Origin of the sequence: Amycolatopsis echigonensis (assembly GCF_014174495.1) — a bacterium.
Lineage (GTDB): Bacteria > Actinomycetota > Actinomycetes > Mycobacteriales > Pseudonocardiaceae > Amycolatopsis > Amycolatopsis echigonensis.
In genome coordinates this window covers 1-17,992 of record NZ_JACJHR010000121.1, presented here as the reverse complement: position 1 = coordinate 17,992, position 17,992 = coordinate 1, and the positions used below count along the sequence as shown (strand labels likewise).

General features: G+C 70.3%; 15 protein-coding genes. 5 read left to right on the top strand and 10 right to left on the bottom strand.

The genetic code is table 11. The features are described from left to right. Positions 1–294 precede the first annotated feature (294 nt). Positions 295–732: a PaaI family thioesterase gene (locus H5411_RS42510; RefSeq protein WP_101439317.1), complete on the bottom strand. Its 438-nt coding sequence runs from the start codon at positions 730–732 to the stop codon at positions 295–297. 63 nt (positions 733–795) lie between these two features. Between H5411_RS42510 and polA the strand changes: the two genes are divergently transcribed. Next, positions 796–3,534 (top strand): DNA polymerase I, encoded by a 2,739-nt coding sequence (gene polA, locus H5411_RS42505; RefSeq protein ID WP_183127270.1) that lies wholly within the window; start codon positions 796–798, stop codon positions 3,532–3,534. Between the two features lie 963 nt (positions 3,535–4,497). On the opposite strand, the gene H5411_RS42500 is transcribed toward polA, so the two are convergent. The 5 genes from H5411_RS42500 to H5411_RS42480 form a co-directional block, all read right to left on the bottom strand. Further along, positions 4,498–5,067 (bottom strand): TetR/AcrR family transcriptional regulator, encoded by a 570-nt coding sequence (locus H5411_RS42500; protein ID WP_183127268.1) that lies wholly within the window; start codon positions 5,065–5,067, stop codon positions 4,498–4,500. Continuing rightward, positions 5,064–6,959 (bottom strand): YhgE/Pip domain-containing protein, encoded by a 1,896-nt coding sequence (locus tag H5411_RS42495; RefSeq protein ID WP_183127277.1) that lies wholly within the window; start codon positions 6,957–6,959, stop codon positions 5,064–5,066. The genes H5411_RS42500 and H5411_RS42495 overlap by 4 nt, the downstream gene beginning before the upstream one ends. Before the next feature lie 26 nt (positions 6,960–6,985). Then, entirely contained in the window at positions 6,986–7,714 is a 729-nt protein-coding gene (locus tag H5411_RS42490; RefSeq protein WP_183127266.1) for an ABC transporter ATP-binding protein, read from the bottom strand. A 109-nt stretch (positions 7,715–7,823) separates the two neighbouring features. After that, positions 7,824–8,717, bottom strand: a complete 894-nt coding sequence (locus H5411_RS42485; protein ID WP_312878734.1) for a GNAT family N-acetyltransferase — start codon at positions 8,715–8,717, stop codon at positions 7,824–7,826. A 17-nt stretch (positions 8,718–8,734) separates the two neighbouring features. Next, a complete protein-coding gene (locus H5411_RS42480; RefSeq protein WP_183127264.1) occupies positions 8,735–9,598 on the bottom strand; it encodes a class I SAM-dependent methyltransferase in 864 nt (287 codons plus the stop codon). 347 nt (positions 9,599–9,945) lie between these two features. Between H5411_RS42480 and rpsA the strand changes: the two genes are divergently transcribed. Next, complete coding sequence (gene rpsA / locus H5411_RS42475) at positions 9,946–11,439, top strand: 30S ribosomal protein S1 (protein ID WP_101439322.1); 1,494 nt, start codon at positions 9,946–9,948, stop codon at positions 11,437–11,439. A 117-nt stretch (positions 11,440–11,556) separates the two neighbouring features. On the opposite strand, the gene H5411_RS42470 is transcribed toward rpsA, so the two are convergent. Then, a complete protein-coding gene (locus H5411_RS42470; protein WP_183127262.1) occupies positions 11,557–12,189 on the bottom strand; it encodes a TetR/AcrR family transcriptional regulator in 633 nt (210 codons plus the stop codon). Between the two features lie 166 nt (positions 12,190–12,355). Between H5411_RS42470 and H5411_RS42465 the strand changes: the two genes are divergently transcribed. Continuing rightward, entirely contained in the window at positions 12,356–12,796 is a 441-nt protein-coding gene (locus tag H5411_RS42465; protein ID WP_183127260.1) for an OsmC family protein, read from the top strand. A 30-nt stretch (positions 12,797–12,826) separates the two neighbouring features. On the opposite strand, the gene H5411_RS42460 is transcribed toward H5411_RS42465, so the two are convergent. Further along, positions 12,827–13,048, bottom strand: a complete 222-nt coding sequence (locus H5411_RS42460; RefSeq protein WP_183127258.1) for a hypothetical protein — start codon at positions 13,046–13,048, stop codon at positions 12,827–12,829. Positions 13,049–13,263: 215 nt separating this feature from the next. Between H5411_RS42460 and coaE the strand changes: the two genes are divergently transcribed. Then, complete coding sequence (coaE, locus tag H5411_RS42455) at positions 13,264–14,448, top strand: dephospho-CoA kinase (protein WP_183127255.1); 1,185 nt, start codon at positions 13,264–13,266, stop codon at positions 14,446–14,448. Between the two features lie 104 nt (positions 14,449–14,552). Then, entirely contained in the window at positions 14,553–15,833 is a 1,281-nt protein-coding gene (gene thrS, locus H5411_RS42450; protein ID WP_183127253.1) for a threonine--tRNA ligase, read from the top strand. A gap of 41 nt (positions 15,834–15,874) precedes the next feature. On the opposite strand, the gene H5411_RS42445 is transcribed toward thrS, so the two are convergent. Both H5411_RS42445 and H5411_RS42440 read right to left on the bottom strand, forming a co-directional pair. Next, on the bottom strand, positions 15,875–16,501 hold the full coding sequence (locus H5411_RS42445) for a response regulator (protein ID WP_009079732.1): 627 nt from the start codon (positions 16,499–16,501) through the stop codon (positions 15,875–15,877). After that, on the bottom strand, positions 16,498–17,829 hold the full coding sequence (locus H5411_RS42440) for a sensor histidine kinase (protein ID WP_312878733.1): 1,332 nt from the start codon (positions 17,827–17,829) through the stop codon (positions 16,498–16,500). Before H5411_RS42440 ends, H5411_RS42445 begins: the two co-directional genes overlap by 4 nt. Positions 17,830–17,992 lie beyond the last annotated feature (163 nt).

Here is a 17,992-nt window from a genome sequence, read left to right as displayed (position 1 = left end):
GGGGTGCGGGGGAGGTGTGGGTGCCTCGTTCGTTGGGTGCGCTGGCTGCGGTTGGGCAGGTAACCCGTAAAGCCCCTCAACGAAACTCCGCCGACACCGAGATCGCGCCGGTCTCTTCCCGCCTGGTTCGCTCGGCCCCCCGGGGCCGGGTGAATCAGGCGGGAAGAGACCGGCTTGAAGGCGATCTCGGCGCCCCGGCGGAGCCGGGGCAATTGAACACTGCGATCTCGGCGCCCCGGCGGAGCCGGGGCAATTGAACACTGTGATCTCGGCGCCTCGGCGGAGCCTCGGCAATCAACGCGGTGGGCGGTCGCGGACCACGCAGGTCAGCCTCGCGGTGCAGGTGCGGCGGCCTTCGTCGTCGGTCAGGACGATTTCGGACGTGATGGTGCCGCGGCCGACGTGCAGCGGGGTCGCGACTCCGGTCACGGTGCCGGAGCGGACCGCGCGGTGGTGGGTGCAGGACAGTTCCAGGCCCATCGCGGCGCGTTCCGGGCCCGCGTTGAGCGCGGCGAGCACCGAGCCCAGCGCTTCGGCGACGGTGGCGTTCGCGCCGCCGTGCAGGAGCCCGTAGGGCTGGAGGTTGCCTTCGACGGGGATCGTGCCGACGACCCGCTCGGGAGTCATCTCGACGAGCTTCAGCCCGATCTTGTCGTTCAGCTGCTGTCCTGCGGCCGCGGGGTCGACGCCCCCGAACTGGCCCGGCGTGATTTCCGCCGTCTGCTCGGTCACTCTCTGCTCCTCAACCGTATGCGACACGCAAGAGTGTCAGACCCTCACCCTAGACTCGCCCCCGTGAGCCCGACCGAGAACCGAACCGTTGCCAACGCCACAGGCGCCGCCGCCGCGCACGACCGCCCGCGGCTGCTGCTGATCGACGGCCATTCGATGGCCTACCGCGCCTTCTTCGCCCTGCCCGCGGAGAATTTCCGCACGAAGACCGGGCAGGTCACCAACGCGGTCTTCGGCTTCACCTCGATGCTCATCAACCTGCTGCGCGACGAGAAGCCGACGCATCTCGCCGTGGCGTTCGACCTGTCGCGCAAGACGTTCCGGTCGGAGACGTACGCCGACTACAAGGCCAACCGCAGCACCACGCCGGACGAGTTCCGCGGCCAGGTCGATCTGGTCAAAGAGGTGCTCGACGTGCTCGGCATCCCTTCGCTGACGAAGGAGAACTACGAGGCCGACGACGTCATCGCCACGCTCACCACGCAGGCGGGCGACGACTACGACGTCCTGATCTGTACGGGCGACCGCGATGCGTTGCAGCTCGTCACCGACCGGGTGACCGTTTTGTACCCGAAGCGGGGCGTCTCCGACCTCGTGCGGTTCACGCCGGACGCGGTGGAGGAGAAATACGGCCTCACGCCGACCCAGTACCCGGACTTCGCGGCCCTGCGCGGCGACCCGTCGGACAACCTGCCCGGCATCCCCGGCGTGGGGGAGAAGACGGCGGCCAAGTGGATCCGGCAGTTCGGCACGCTGGCCGACCTGATCGACCGGGTCGACGAGGTCAAGGGCAAGGTCGGCGACGCGCTGCGCGAGCACCTCTCGTCGGTCCAGCTCAACCGCCAGCTCACCGAACTGGTCCGCGACGTGCCGCTGGAGTCCGCGCCGGACCAGCTGGAGCTGCGCCCGTGGAACCGCGAGGCGGTGCACCGGCTCTTCGACGAGCTGGAGTTCCGCGTTCTGCGCGACCGGCTTTTCGAAACCCTGACCAGCGCCGAACCGGAGGCCGACGAGGGCTTCGAGGTGTCCGGCTCCGCGCTCGTGCCGGGCGCGCTCGGCGCGTGGCTCGAAGCGCACGCCGGTGCGGCCGAACCGGTCGCGCTGTCGTTCCGGACGACCGGCTCGTCGGTCCGTTCCGATCTCAAGGCGGTCGCCTTCGCGACGGCCGACGGCGAGGGCGCGTACATCGACGTCACCGCGATGGACGAGGCGGACGACCGGGCGCTGTCGGCCTGGCTGGCGGACCCGAAGATCCGCAAGATCGGCCACGACCTGAAGGTGCCGCTGCACGCGGTGCGCGCCCGCGGCTGGACGTTCGGCGGGCTGAGCATGGACACCGCGCTGGCGGCGTACCTCGCCCGGCCGGGACAGCGCACGTTCGGGCTGGACGACCTGGCCCTGCGTTACCTGCACCGCGAGCTGCGCTCGGAAGCAGGCGAGGGCGACGGTCAGCTGTCGCTGCTCGACGGCGGCGCGGACGAGCTGGAGCAGAAGGAAATCTCCGCCGAGCTGGTGAAGGCCCGCGCGGTCTTCGAGCTGGCCGGCGCGCTCGCCGCCGAGCTGGAGGAGCTCGGCGGCGCGAAGCTGCTGGCCGAGCTGGAACTGCCGCTGCTCGAAGTGATCACCGAACTGGAGGCGGCGGGCATCGCGGTCGACGTCGACCAGCTCACCGAGCTGGAGGCGCACTACCTCAGCCGGGTCACGCAGGCCGCGGAGTCCGCGTACGAGGTGATCGGCAAGCAGATCAACCTCGGTTCGCCGAAGCAGCTGCAGGTGGTGCTGTTCGACGAGCTGGGCATGCCGAAGACCAAGCGCACCAAGACCGGCTACACCACCGACGCGGACGCGCTGCAGTCGCTGTTCGAGAAGACCGAGCACCCGTTCCTGCAGCACATGCTGGAGCACCGCGACGCGACGCGGCTGCGCACCACGGTCGAGGGCCTGATCAAGTCGGTTGCCGACGACGGCCGCATCCACACCACGCTGCAACAGACGATCGCGGCCACCGGACGGCTGTCGTCGATCGAGCCGAACCTGCAGAACATCCCGGTGCGCACCGAGGAAGGCAGGCGCATCCGCGACGCGTTCGTGGTCGGTGACGGCTACGCCGAGCTGATGACCGCGGACTACAGCCAGATCGAAATGCGGATCATGGCGCACCTGTCGAAGGACGAGGGTCTCATCGAGGCCTTCAACAGCGGCGAGGACCTGCACACGTTCGTCGCGTCGCGCGCGTTTTCCGTGCCCGCCGCGGAAATCACGCCGGAACAGCGCTACCGCGTCAAGGCGATGTCGTACGGGCTGGCGTACGGATTGTCGGCGTATGGCCTGTCGCAGCAGCTGAAGATCTCGACGGAAGACGCGAAAGAGCAGATGGAGGCGTACTTCTCGCGGTTCGGCGGGGTGCGCGACTACCTGCAGTCGGTCGTCGGCGAGGCCGCGAAGCGCGGGTACACCGAGACGATCTTCGGCCGCCGCCGCTACCTGCCGGACTTGAACAGCGACAACCGGCAGCGCCGCGAAATGGCCGAGCGGATGGCGCTGAACGCCCCGATCCAGGGCAGCGCGGCCGACATCATCAAGGTGGCGATGCTGAACGTGCACCGCGCCCTAGCCGAAGCGGGCGCCCGCAGCCGCGTGCTGCTGCAGGTCCACGACGAACTGGTCCTGGAAATCGCCGACGGCGAGCGCGCGGACGTCGAGAAACTGGTCCGCGAAGGCATGGGCTCGGCCGCCGAACTGACAGTGCCGCTGGAAGTGTCGGTCGGCTACGGGCGTTCGTGGAACGAGGCCGCACACTGAGCTGAGAAGCCCGGCCCGGGGTCGCCGATCGGCCCCGGGCTAGAGGGTTGCGCGCGGGTATCGCACTCGGACCGAGATCGGCGGCCGGTCCGTTAGACCGGACACGAGTCAGCGGCGTGCGCACCCGGATCCGGCGGGCCGGTCGCGGGTCCGCGGTGCCCTCGACGTACTCGGAGCGTGCACCGAAAGCGCGAAGCGCGGCCTTCACCAGATCGAGGAGAAGACCGGCATCGAAGCCCACTGGCTGGTACGCGCGCGGTAGAACAAGTCTTGCCGCCGACCTCCAGCAGACAAGCTCCTCAAGAAACCAGTCCGCTGCGACGCCCCCGACCTCCTGCCGGAGACCACAACCCGAAACCCTCCCAAGACGGCCGGAAGACACCCACAAAGGCATCCCGCCCGCAGCATGGCTGAACGTCCCTTGTAGACAGTGAACGCGATCGCGCACCCAGCACCAATCCGCAACAGACGCACCCAACGATCGAGGCACCCAGCCCCCGCCCTGCACCCCGATACGAAGCCTTCCCTGCGGTCTGAGGGTGGTTGTCAAGGCATCTTTCCCGCCTTGACAACCACCCTCAGACCGTCAGCACAATCAGCTTCGGGGTGCCCGCCCCCGAGGACAAGCCGCAATGTCGCCGCCAGGCGACGAGCCGACCCCGAACGAGACACCCCCGACGAGCCGACACCCCCGACGAGCCGACACCCGACGACACCCCAACGAGTCAAGATTCACCCGCCCAGTCAGCGGTACCCCCGCTCCCGAGCCCGCACCTAGCGTCATATGCGCAGAGGTAGATCGAAGCGGAAGGACCGAGCATGATCAAGCGCCTGTTCCAGACCGTCCTGCGGCACGGATGCTGCTCCGCCTGCACCGGCAAGGGCTGCGGCTGCTGCGCCAACTGCCACTAGCCGCACCGCGCCGCACCCAGGGGCCCGGCACCGGAGCCGGGCCCCCTCACGTCACCTCTTCAACCCGCGGATCAGCACCATCACCGACTCCAGCACGTCGGCCCGGGATCGCGCCGGATGAAAGACCTGCCAGTCCAGCGCCACCACCAGCATCGTCCCGAACAGCCCCGCCGCAGCCGTGGCGATGTCCAGCCCGGGGGGCAACCGGCCGGCCGCGTCCAGCCGTTCCAGCTGCGCCTTCACCACCGCGATCAGTTCCTCCCGCAGCAACGCCAGCGTGTCGTGCCACCGTCCCGGCGTATGCCACAACTCGCTGACCACGATCTGCGAAAACCCCGGGTGCTCCGCGATGAACTCCAGCGTCGTGTCGACCTGGGCCTCGATCACCGCCAGCGGATCGTCGTCCGTCCCGGCCGCCCGCAGCCGCCCGGCGAGCAGATCCACGCCGAACCGGAGCAGTGCGTCGACGAGCCCGTCCTTGGAACCGAAGTTGTAGTAGACGGTCCCCTTGGCGACCCCGGCCTCGGCCGCGATGTCGTCGACCGTCAGCCCGACGAGGCCGCGGCTGGCCGAAAGCCGCAGGGTGGCCTCGAAGAGCTTCTGTTTGGTCGCCTCTCTCACAGGCTCAGCTCGGGCTTGAGCGCCGAGACCGACCACACTCGGTGTTTGCGCGCCGCGAGAGTGGACAGCAGGATCCCGCCGACGAGGTAGGCCACCAGCACCCCGATGTCGCCGAGGATCTGCATCGACGCGCCGGTGTACAGCAGGTGCCGGAACCCGTCGATGGCGTAGCCCATGGGCAGCACTATGTGCAGCGGATAGAGCGCGTCCGGGATCGTCTGCCACGGGAACGTGCCGCCCGCGCTCACCAGCTGCAGCACCAGCAGCACGAGCCCGAGGAACTTGCCGACCGCGCCGAAGAGCGCGTTCAGCGCGTGCACGATCGACGTGAAGGCCAGCGACACCAGACACGCGAAGCCGATCGCGCCCAACGGATGCGCCACGTGGATGCCGACCAGCCAGGTCACCGCGGCGAACAGCACGATCACCTGTCCCAGCCCCAGCACGGCCGAGGACATCCAGCCGCCGAGCGCGACCCGCAGCGGCGACGCGCCGGCGGTGAGCGCGCGCGTCGACAGCGGGCGGATCAGCAGGAACAGCACGAACGCGCCGATCCAGGTGGCCAGCGAAATGAAGAACGGCGCGAGCCCGGCGCCGTAGGTGCCCGCCGACGCGACCCCGTTCGACGTGACCGCGACCGGGTCGGCGATCGTGTTCGCGGTGGCGGTCCGGGTCGGGTCGTCCGGGTTCGGGATCTGCTTCAGGCCGGCGGCCAGTCCGTCGCGGAGCTTCGCCGAACCGTCGGCGAGCTGGTCGGTGCCGGTGACCGCGGTCTTCTCGCCGTCGTTGAGCTTCGCCGAACCGTCGCGCAGCTGGTTCGCTCCGTCGGACGCCTGCGCGATCCCGTTGGCCAGCTGCGGCGAGGCCGAAGCCAGCTGGTGCGCCCCGTCGGACACCTGCCGCGCGCCGCTGGCCAGCTTCTGCACGTCGCCGTTGGCCGACTGGATCTTCCCGTTCGCGTCGTTGACCGGGGTGCGCAGCTGGTCGAGGCGGGACAGGATGTCGTTCACCTGGCTGTCGGAGAGCCCGGCGTCGTGCAGCTGGGTGTTCAGCTGGGCGCGGTAGCTGTCGAGACGGCCCTGCAGATCGCCGGACGCGGAAGCCGCCGCCGAAGCGGCATCGGCGATCTTCTGGTTGCCGTCGGCCACCTGGCCGGCCCCGTCGGCGAGCTTCTGGGTCTGGCTCGGCAGCTGCGCGGTGCTCGATTTCAGCGTGCCGAGCCCGGTGGCGAGGCTGGCCGACCCGGACGCGAGCTGGCTCGCCCCGTCGGCCAGCTGATGCTGCCCCGTCTGGAGTTTCGCCGCCCCGTCGGCGAGCTTCGTCGCGCCGTCGGTGGCCTCGGAGATCTTGCCGTAGATGGTGGAGAAGCCGACGAGGAACTTGTCCGCGGCCTCGCTGCCCACCTTCTCCGCGATCGTCTTGCGGACCTGGTCGGCCACCTGTTTCGCGATGGTGCCGGCCAGATAGTTGTTGGCGTCGTTGGTGGTGAGCGTGATGGTCGCCTGCTGCGGCTCGAAATTGCCGGACGACAGCAGCGCCTTCGAGAAGTCGTGCGGGATGCCGATGGCGAACGAGTACTTGTCGTCCCGCACGCCGTCCCGAGCGTCCTTTTCGGACACTTGATGCCACTGGAAGGTGCCGGACTTCACCAGTTCGTCGGTGACCTCGCGGCCGACGTTGCGTACGGCGCCGCTGGAGTCCTTCGCGCCCGCGTCCTCGGTGAACACCGCGGCGGGCAGCTTGTCGAGCCGGCCGTACGGATCGTAGTTCGCGTAGAGGTAGAACGACGCGTACAGCAGCGGCACCATCACGAGCGCGAACATGGCGAGCTTCGGCAGCGTCCCGGTGGACAGCCTGCGCAGCTCGTTGCCCGCGATCCGGAACGCGTTCAGTCCGCCGGCCCGCTTGTGGGGGGTGGTCATGCCCGGTCTCCCTCGGAGTTCTCGGTTTCGGCGGTCAGTTCGGCGGTTTCCGCGAGCTGCTGGGTCTGCTCGGCTTCCGCGGGTTCCGGCGGGGCGTACAGCCGGACCGGGTCCGGTTGCTCGACCTCGCCGACCTTGGCGGGCGGGAAGGGGAGCGCCGACTCCGGCGTCGTCGCGGCCAGCACGGCCACCGCGAACCCGCGGGCGGCGTGCTCCCTCGCGACCGCGGCCCAGAGCTCGACGTCGCTGGTGTGCCGGTCGGGCACGTCGAGAACGAGCACGCGCACGCCCTCGCGTTCGGCGGCCAGCGCGGTGAGCAACCGGATGCGCAGCGCGGGCTCGAGATTCTCGAACCGGCTGTCGGCGTACGGAGCAGCGTCGTGCTGGGAGAGCCAAGCCGTGACAGCATCCTTGCTGGAAGGACGGTGTGCGAGCGCCAGCTCCTCGCCGGTCACGACGCGCAGCGGCAAGGCCTCGTCCGGCTCGCTGACCCCCGGCGAGTCCACCACGGCGACGAGCCGCCGCAAGTCGCCCTCCGGATCGGCGGTCACGGTGCCGGTGGTCGGCTTCAGCCGTCCGGCGAGCGCCAGCGCCAGCGCGGTGATGCCGACGCCCGGTTCGCCGTGCACGACGGTGAGGCAGCCCTCCTCGACGGTGAGCGAAGTCGACGGCAACAAGGGGCCGTGGGGACCCTTCAGGGACACCCGGTCGGCACGGACCTGCACAGGACACACTCCACGGATTTTTGAACTGACCAGTCAGTTCAAAAGCTAGACCTGACCTGGGGCGGTCGGCAAGGCGGCTCGCCGCACGTCACACCAAAGAGCGGCCGGTTCAGCGCAAGGCCCACGCGGGGTGCGCCTCCCAGGACGTCCACAGCGGCCGGTAGCCCTGCCGGTGCCAGAACACCGACGACAGGGGATTGGTCGGGTTGTAATAGAGGTAGGTGCCGGTCGCGCCCTGGTTCAGCAGTTCGCGGTGCGCGTGGGCCATCAGCGCGCGGCCGATCCCGCGGCCGCGGCTGGCCGGCGCGGTGACGACGTTGTTCACGTACCCCCAGCGTCCGGTCGGGAGCAGTTCGGCGGCCTCGTTCCCGGGCACGGATTCCACCCAGTCGCATTGCGCGAGCGCGGCGACTTCGCCGTCGGCCTCGGCGAGCCAGGTCGCCTTCTCGCCGAGCGCACGGCGCAGCGCCGGACCGAGCAGTTCCGCGGTCTGCTCGCGTTTCCGGTGCGCGACAAGGCCGGTGTAGTCGAATGTCGCCGTGCACAACGCCAGCGCCGCGGGGTAGTCGTCCGGTCCGGCGAGGCGGATCGACGCGTCCGCGGCGATTTCTTCCGGTGCGACGGCCGGCCGAACGGCCAATGCGGACAACGGAACCAGCCCGTGGTCGAGAAAAGCCCGGATGGCTTCGGCGTCGCGGCTCGGCCAGTTGACGACGCACGCCGAATCCGCGCCCGGCGCTTCAGTGTCCACTTGGGACCGCAGCGCGCCGAGCAGCGCGTCGAACGCTTCGGTGCCCGCCGTCTCCGGATCCGGGAACAGCTGCCACACCTCGGCCGCCGACCACAGCAGGGGAGCGTCGCCCGGACCGTGCCGGTAGCGCTGGAGCATCGCGGACACCTGCGCGCCGGACGCGGTCACCGCGCGCAGCCGGTCGCCGCTCGCGAGCGGGACGGGCGGCGGCAGGAGCGGGTCGAGTTCGGCGAATCGGCCTGCGGAGCTCACCGGCGCAGCGTAGCCGGTCAGTCGCGGCGCGTGCGGAAAATCGCGGTGCCGGGGAACAGCCTGCCGCGCAGCGGGCTCCACTGGCCCCAGGTGCGCGTGTGGCCCGGCGGCCATTCCGGCTCGACGAGGTCCTCCAGCGCGAAGCCCGCGGCGGCGAGCGCGCGCACGTAGTCGCCGAGCGTGCGGTGGTATTCGACGTAAGTCGCCGTGCCGTCGTCGTCCACTTCGACGTACGGCGTGCGGTCGAAGTACGGCTGGGTCGCGGTGAGTCCCTGCGGCCCGGGATCGTCCGGGAAGATCCACCGCATCGGGTGGGTCACCGAGAACACCCACGGCGCGCCCGGGCGCAGCACCCGGCGCACTTCGCCGAACACGGTGTCCAGCGACGGAACGAAGGGGAGCGCGCCGAACGCGGAGCACGCGATGTCGAAACTGGCCGCGGCGAACGGCAGCCGCTCGGCGTTCGCCTGCACGAGGGGGACCGTCGCGCCGGTGCGGGCGTTCCCCTCGCGGGCGTGCCGCAGCATGCCGCCGGACAGGTCGGTGGCGACGGGCTCGGCTCCGGCGGACGCGAGCCAGCGCGAGCACGCCGCCTGTCCGCATCCGACTTCGAGCACTCGCTTGCCGCGCACGTCGCCGAGCAGCCGCGCGTCCTCCTCGCGCACGCCCTCCGGGCACCAGACGAAATCGGCGTCGCCGAGGAATCCGCCGTGGGCAGCCTGGTAGTCGTCGGCGTCCGCGTCCCACCAGGCCAGGTTCGCCGCTTCCGCCTCGTTCCGGCCGACCTCGCGGTGCGCGACGCCGACGGTGCCGAGCCGTTCTTCGGCGCTCGCGTGGCGGTCGCCGGACAGGGCCGCCGGGGCCGCTGCGGGCTCGGGCATGCCGGTCTCCTCTCCCGGTGGCGCCGGCTGGGCGCGGGGAATGCCCGGACCGGCGGAAACGTTGTCCGGAAGGTACCGGGAGCCGAGGGCGACCCTGATTGTGTCCCCCGGAGGGGCCCGCGTACGATACGTGTTAGCGCAGTGGGGTTCGCGCTGCCTGGGTGACTACCCACCGGGGCCGCGCATCGTCAGCGGGTCATGCCGCGGTCGTTCACTGGTGGAACGTTTGGTCGCCGGACGTTTGAGCAGGGTCGCCGCATGCCATGACTGCGGGGCCCGCCGCGTGCACCGCCGGTAGCCAACTTCACATCCACCTACGACACCCATCCACCGGAGCAACCCGCCTAATGACCACCGACACCGCCACCGCCCCGACCGCCCCGACCGGGGCCCCGCAGGTCGCCATCAACGACATCGGGTCGGAGGAAGACTTCCTCGCGGCTATCGACAAGACGATCAAGTACTTCAACGATGGGGACATCGTCGAAGGCACCATCGTCAAGGTCGACCGCGACGAGGTCCTGCTCGACATCGGGTACAAGACCGAGGGCGTCATCCCCTCGCGCGAGCTGTCCATCAAGCACGATGTCGACCCGGCAGAGGTTGTCGCCGTCGGCGACGAGGTCGAAGCCCTCGTCCTCCAGAAGGAGGACAAGGAAGGCCGGCTGATCCTGTCCAAGAAGCGCGCGCAGTACGAGCGCGCCTGGGGCACGATCGAGGAGCTCAAGGAGAAGGACGAGCCCGTCAAGGGCACCGTCATCGAGGTCGTCAAGGGCGGCCTCATCCTGGACATCGGCCTGCGCGGCTTCCTGCCCGCGTCGCTGGTCGAGATGCGCCGCGTGCGCGACCTGCAGCCCTACGTCGGCCGCGAGCTCGAGGCGAAGATCATCGAGCTGGACAAGAACCGCAACAACGTGGTCCTGTCCCGCCGCGCCTACCTGGAGCAGACCCAGTCCGAGGTGCGCAGCGAGTTCCTCAACGCGCTCGCCAAGGGCCAGGTCCGCAAGGGTGTCGTGTCCTCCATCGTCAACTTCGGCGCCTTCGTGGACCTGGGCGGCGTCGACGGCCTGGTGCACGTCTCCGAGCTGTCCTGGAAGCACATCGACCACCCGTCCGAGGTCGTCGAGGTCGGCCAGGAGGTCACGGTCGAGGTCCTGGACGTCGACATGGACCGCGAGCGCGTCTCGCTGTCGCTGAAGGCGACCCAGGAAGACCCGTGGCGCCAGTTCGCCCGCACCCACGCGATCGGCCAGATCGTGCCGGGCAAGGTCACCAAGCTCGTCCCGTTCGGCGCGTTCGTCCGCGTCGAGGAGGGCATCGAGGGCCTGGTGCACATCTCCGAGCTGGCCGAGCGCCACGTGGAGATCCCGGAGCAGGTCGTCCAGGTCAACGGCGACGTCATGGTCAAGGTCATCGACATCGACCTCGAGCGCCGTCGCATCTCGCTGTCGCTGAAGCAGGCGAACGAGGGCGTCACGCCGGAGACCGAGTTCGACCCCACCCAGTACGGCATGGCCGCCGAGTACGACGCCGAGGGGAACTACATCTACCCCGAGGGCTTCGACCCGGACACGCAGGAGTGGCAGGAAGGCTTCGACAAGCAGCGCGAGGAGTGGGAGCGGCAGTACGCCGAGGCCCACACCCGCTACGAGCAGCACATGGCCCAGGTCAAGAAGGCCGCCGAGGCCGACGCCGAAGCCGCTGCCGACGCTGCCACCGGCATCGAGGGCGGCGACCAGAGCTACACCTCGTCCGCTCCGGTCGAGGCGAAGAGCGGCGGCACGCTCGCCAGCGACGAGCAGCTCGCGGCCCTGCGCGAGAAGCTGTCGGGCGGCGCGTGAGCGTCTGACTCGCTGAGTCTCTGACAAGATCGGCCCCGGTCCGCACGGACCGGGGCCGACTTGTTCGTCCACGAGGCAGGGGTCGCGAGCCGGTCTCTCCGGCGCTGCGCGCGCCGGTCAGGTGCGCAGGCCCAGCCCGTCGATGGTCGCCCGGACGCCGCGGCGGTACATCGTTTCGTGCACGGCCTCGTCCGGGCTGAGGAACCAGTCGTCAAGCGGGCTTTGCGAGCGGATCGTCAGTTCGACGCTGACCAGCCCGTGCATCGAGGTCCAGAGCAGGTAGCCGCATTCCTCCGCGACGACGCCCGGCGGGCAGACTCGTTCGATCTTGGCGACGAACTCGGCGAAACTCGTGCGGACCACTCCGGACCGTAACGCGGGGTCCGGGTCGTAGTCGTGCACGGAGCGTTCGAACATCAGGCCGTAGCGGGCCGGGCTCTCCAGCGCGAACCGGCGGTAGGCGAGCGCGACCTCGACCAGATCGGCGATCCCGTCGCCGTCGGACCGCGGAACCGCGCGCAGGTCCTCGCCCAGCAGGTCGAAAGCCCGTTCGTACAACGCGTCCAGCAGGCCGGTGCGGCCGCCGAAGCGCGTGTACACGGTGATCGTGGACGCCCCGGCCTGTTCGGCTACCGCCCGCACGGTCAATCCGGCGACGCCGCGCTCGGTGAGGACGGTCAACGCCGCGTCGAGGAACCGGCTGCGGTTGTGCTGCTCCGCCGGCCGCGTCGAGAGATGCCGGGTGGCCATCTCCCACCCCCCTTTGCCCGTGCTCCGCGGGAAGCGCGTCCGCGTCTCGCAAGCAGAAGATACGATATTCACGGCTTCTTGGGAACGTCGTTCCGGTGCGCCCGGACCGTCCACAAGCGACCGCCCGCATCGAGCACGTCTTCCCCGAGCAAAGGAATCCGTTCCCATGAGCCAGCCGGAACCCGGCACTGTCGTCGTCACCGATGCCGGGAGCGGCCGCTACACCCAGCGTGTCACGACCGCGGGCCACGAATTCCTCGCCGACGAACCGGAGAGCGTGGGCGGCGCGGACGCCGGTCCCACGCCGTATGACCTGTTGCTGTCCGCGCTCGGCACCTGCACCTCGATGACGCTGCGAATGTATGCCGACCGCAAGGGAATCCCGCTGACCCGCACGACCGTCCGGCTCCGGCACGACCGCGTCCACGCCCGCGACTGCGAGCGCTGCGAGACCGAAGTCGGGATGATCAGCCGGATCACCCGGGAAATCTCGCTGGAAGGCGACCTAGACGACGCTCAGCGGGCGCGGCTGCTGGAGATCGCGGACAAATGCCCGGTGCACCGCACGCTGAGCCACGAGATCGCGATCGAAACCCGGGAGGTCTGAACCGGCGGGCGGAGGCGGACCCGCGGAAGATCAGGCGCGTTCCAGCGAAACCGAAGGCACCCAGGCGTGTTCCAGGGCGGCTTCCCGGGCGCGGCGGCGGAGACCGGCCAGGCTGTGCTTCGCGGGCACGAGCAGCGCGCTGAACCACGTGCGCCGGTACTCCGCGAGTGCGTCCGAGACCTGGCGATAGGCGACGCAGTGCACCAGGCCCGGGGTGCCGAGCCGGTGCTTCCCGACGTGCTTCTCCGCCATTGTTCCTCCGTGTGGGCGACCCTTCCGCCGCGCACGGTACGCACTCGACCCGCGAAAACAGCGCAGGCGCGCGGCGTGTCACCCACATCAGTTCGGCTACGCCCGAAAATGTGCTTGCGTTTGCGCGGAGGGTGTGCGAGTACCTGTGCGCTTGCACGTGCAGAGGGTCCGGTGTCGCCTGAGCGGGTGACGACTGCGCTCGTTAAGGTGTGGCCATGCTGCGAGTGGGCCTGACGGGCGGGATCGGTGCGGGGAAGTCGACGGTGGCGAACCGGCTGGCCGAACACGGAGCTGTCGTGATCGATTCGGACCGCATCGCGCGCGAGGTCGTGGAGCCCGGCACGCCCGGGCTGGCGGCGTTGACCGAGGCGTTCGGCGAGGAAATCCTCGCCGAGGACGGTTCGCTGGACCGGCCCGCGCTCGCCGCGCGCGCGTTCGCCGACGACGCATCGCGCAAGCGGCTGAACTCGATCGTGCATCCGCTGGTGGGGCAGCGCATCGGCGAGCTGATGGCCGCGGCCGCGGACGACGCGGTGGTGGTGCACGACGTGCCGCTGCTCGTGGAGAACGACCTGGCGCCCGCGTATCACCTGGTCCTGGTGGTCGACGCGCCGGTGGAGGTGCGGGTGCGGCGGCTGGTCGAGGTGCGGGGCATGCCCGAGGCCGACGCGCGGGCGCGGATCCGCGCGCAGGCGGCGGAGGAACAGCGTCGCGCCGTCGCGGACGTCTGGCTCGACAACGGCGGCACCCCGGACGTCGTGCTCGCCGAAGTGGACGCGTTGTGGGCGGACCGGCTGGTTCCGTTCGAGGCGAACCTCCGGCTCCGCAAACCGCGTCCGCCGGCCTCGCCGGTGATCTCGCCGTACGACACGAGCTGGCCGCTGCAGGCCGAACGCCGGCTCGCGCGGCTGCGGCAGATCGCGGGTTCGCGGCTGGTGCGCGCGGACCACATCGGGTCCACCGCGGTGCCGGGGCTGCCCGCCAAGGACGTCCTCGACCTCCAGCTCACAGTGTCCTCTTTGGACGATGCGGACGCGCTCGCCGAGGCTCTCGCCGACGCCGGTTTCCCGCGCCGCGAAGGCGAATGGTGGGACGATCCGCAGGACGGCGACGGGAAGTGGCTCAAGCGGTTCCACCAGAGCGCGGACCCGAAGCGGCCGGTGAACCTGCACGTCCGGTCCACCGAAACCCCGGCGTGGCGGCTCGCGCTGCTGTTCCGCGACTGGATCCGCGCGCACCCGGAAGAGCGCGACAGCTACGCCGCGGTGAAGGAAGAGCTGGCGCGCAAGCATTCCGCGGACGGCACGGTCGAGCAGTACGCGGAGGAGAAGCAGGGCTGGGTCAACGCGGCGTTCGTGCGCGCGGAGAAGTGGGCCGGAGAAAGCGGCTGGAAACCCTGATCCGGAAAACCAGGTGCGGTCCCGCCGGGCGCGGGGTTACCGTTCGCGGCATGAAGCGCGCCCAGTCCACGACGACGCCGGATCCCGTCCCGGCGCGCTGAAGAATGCCATCGAGCCCGGGGCGAGCGCCCCGGGCTCCGCGGTGCGCTCGCCTCGCCTTCCGTGAGGAGACCGCCATGCCTGACCACCGCAAACTCGGCCGGGAACTCGGCCTGTTCGGTAGCGACCCGCTGATCGGGGCCGGACTGCCGTATCTGCTGCCCGATGGCGCCGCCGTGCGGCACGTGCTGGAGGAGTACGTCCGCGAGGTCGAACGCCGCGCCGGCTACCGGCACGTGTCGTCGCCGGTGCTGGGGAAACGCGAACTGTACGAGCTTTCCGGCCACTGGGCGCATTACCGCGACGACATGTTCCCGCCGATGGATCTCGGCGGCGAGCAGATCGTGCTGCGGCCGAGCCTGTGCCCGCATCACGCGCTGATCTACCGTTCCCGCGCCCGCAGCCACCGCGAACTGCCGCTGCGGCTGGCCGAACTCGGCGGGATGTACCGGGCCGAACTGTCCGGCGTCCTCGGCGGGCTCAGCCGCGTGCGGGCGATCCAGTTGAACGACGCGCACATTTTCTGTCGTCCCGAGCAGGCCGGCGCGGAGGTGCGGGGTGCGCTCGGGCTGATCCGCCGCGTGTACGGCGATCTTGGCCTGAAACCGGCGCGCTACCGCCTTTCCTTGCCGGACAACCGCGGCAAGTACGCCGGTGCGGCTGAAGCGTGGGAGCGCGCGGCTGACGTGCTCGTCGACGCGCTCGACGGCCTCGAATACGAACGCGGCCCGGGCGAAGCCGCGTTCTACGGCCCGAAGATCGACGTCCAGATCGCCGACAGTTCCGGCCGCGAGTCGAGCCTGTCCACCGTGCAGATCGACCTCAACCAACCGGAGCGGTTCGGACTCGAATACATCGGACCGGACGGCCGCGCGCGCCGGCCGGTGCTGGTGCACCGCGCGGTGCTCGGCAGCCTGGAACGCGTGCTGGCACAGCTGATCGAGGAACACGGCGGCGCGTTCCCGCCGTGGCTGGCGCCGGTGCAGGTGGCGGTGCTTCCGGTGGGTGACGCGGAACTTCCGGCCGCGTCGGCGGTGGCGGAGCAGGCCATGGACGCCGGGCTGCGCGCCGAGGTCGTCCCGGCGGACCGGGACAGCCTGAGCGCTCGCATCCGCGACCGGCGGTTGGTGCCGTACCAGGCGGTGATCGGTTCGAGGGAGGCTGCTGCGGACTCGGTCGCGCCCCGGCTCCGGGACGGTCGTCGGCTGGATCCCTTGCCTGCCAAGGAATTCGTGGCTGCGGTCGCCGCACAGGCTGGATCGCGTTCCCTGGCTTTGTGGAGCTGAAAGCGCCCCAAAGCCGCCTTGAGACGCTCGCTGAGCCGGAGTTATGACCCGAGCAAGCCGCGTTCGAAAGCCACTGCCACCGCGGCCGCGCGGTCCTTCACGCCGAGCTTCGCGTACGCGTGCAGCAGATGCGTCTTCACCGTCGCCTCGCTGATGAACAGCTTCTTCGCCGCTTCCTTGTTCGTCGACCCGCGCGCGACGAGGTTCAGCACCTCGATCTCCCGCTGCGACAACGGTTCCTGAGCCGGCGCGCGCATCTGGCCCATGATCCGGCTCGCGACGGCGGGGGAGAGGACCGCCTCGCCGCGGGCGGCGGCGCGGACGGCGCGGAACAGTTCCTCGCGCGGCGAATCCTTCAGCAGGTAGCCGGTCGCGCCCGCCTCGATCGCGGGCAGCACGTCGGAATCCGTGTCGTACGTGGTCAGCACGAGCACGCGCGCCGGGTTGCCGAGGCGGGCGAGTTCGGTGATCGCGGCGACGCCGTCGGTGCCGGGCATCCGCAAGTCCATCAGCACGACGTCCGGCTTCAACGCTTCGGCCAGCGTGACCGCTTCGGCTCCGTGCGCGGCCTCGCCCAGCACCTCGAAGCCGCGTTCGCCGGTGAAGATGCCGCGCAGTCCGTCGCGGACGATCGGGTGGTCGTCGGCGATGAGCAGCGTGATGGTCATGAGGCCCCCTTGGTCGGATCCAGTGTCGCAGCCGGGATCGCGGGCAGGCGCGCCGAGAGCGCGGTGCCGCCGCCCGGCTCGGACTCGACGTGCAGGGTTCCGGCGAGCCGTTCCGCGCGCCGTCGCATGCCAGGGATGCCGTGCCCGCCTTCCGCCGACGGCGGGCTGGGCGGGCCAGCCAGGTCGAAGCCGACGCCGTCGTCGCGCGCGTCCAGCGTCACCTCGCCGCCCATGTACGACAGGGTGATCCCGGCCCGGCTGGCCCGCGCGTGTTTGGCCACATTGGACAGTGCTTCCTGGGTGATCCGCAGCAGAGTGGCTTCCAGCTCCGGATGCAGCGGGACGGCGGTCCCGGTGGTCGAGAACTCCGCGGGCACGCCGGTGCGTTCGCTCCACAGCCGGACGACCTCGGAGAGCGCTTCGGGCAGCGTCGCGGCTTCGAGCGGTTCCGGGTGCAGCGCGGCGACCGAACGCCGGGCCGCGGTGAGGTTTTCCCGGGCCAGCTGGGTCGCCGCGGCGAGGTGGCGTTCCCATTCCGCCGCGTCGTCGCGGGCCTGCGCGGCGGCCTCGAGCTGGGTGATGATCCCGGTGAACCCCTGCGCGAGCGTGTCGTGGATTTCCTGACTCAGCCGCTGCCGCTCGTCGAGCACGCCCGCTTCGCGCGCCTGCGTGAGCAGCTGGCGCTGGAGCCCGCGGTTCTCCGCCTCGGCCGCGGCCAGGCGCTCGAGCGCCCGTTTGCGTTCCTGGTTCTGCCTGCCCACCGCGGCGAAGAGCGCGCCGCCACCGCCGATCGCCGTGGTCTGCACGACCACCACGGTGCCCCAGATGCCCGGCGACACCGACAGCGCGTGGATCGGCCCGCCGAGTGTCATGGTGTTGACCAGCAGCGAGGTGATGCCGACGCCGAGCACCGCGACCGGCATCGGCTTCATCCGCATCGCCGCGAAGAACCCGTAGATCATGAAGATGACGAAGTAGGTCTCGCGGGACTGGAGAATCGCGCCGAAGGTGACCACCCCGGCGAACAACGCGGCCGCGGCGATCGGGTGGTCGCGCAGTTTCACGCTCAGCGCGACAGTCGTCAGCCCCAACCACACCGCGGCGCCGGCGGCGAGCAGCAGAGTGGTGTTCCGGGCACCGGCGGTCTCGTCGCCGCTCAGCGCGCTCAGCAAGGTCGGGACGAGCAGCAGGATCCACGCGACCGTGGTTTCGATCCAGGTGAACCATCGGTGCCAGCGCACCGGCGGATCGTCCGGGTCGGGGGTGGCCGGCGGCAGCAGCGAACCCCGCCAGTCGAGTTTGACGTCCCGGACGTCCTCGAGTCTCACGCCTTGAGGTCCTTGAGCTGGGGCCAGATCTCGGCCCAGCTGCCGATGCGGCCGTCGAGCAGCCAGATCGGCATGTGCTGGCTGGCATTCGGGACGCCGAGGCGGTTGTCGACCTCGCCGACGACGCGCGCGGACCGGAAGTGCGCCGCCAACTTCGCCGGTT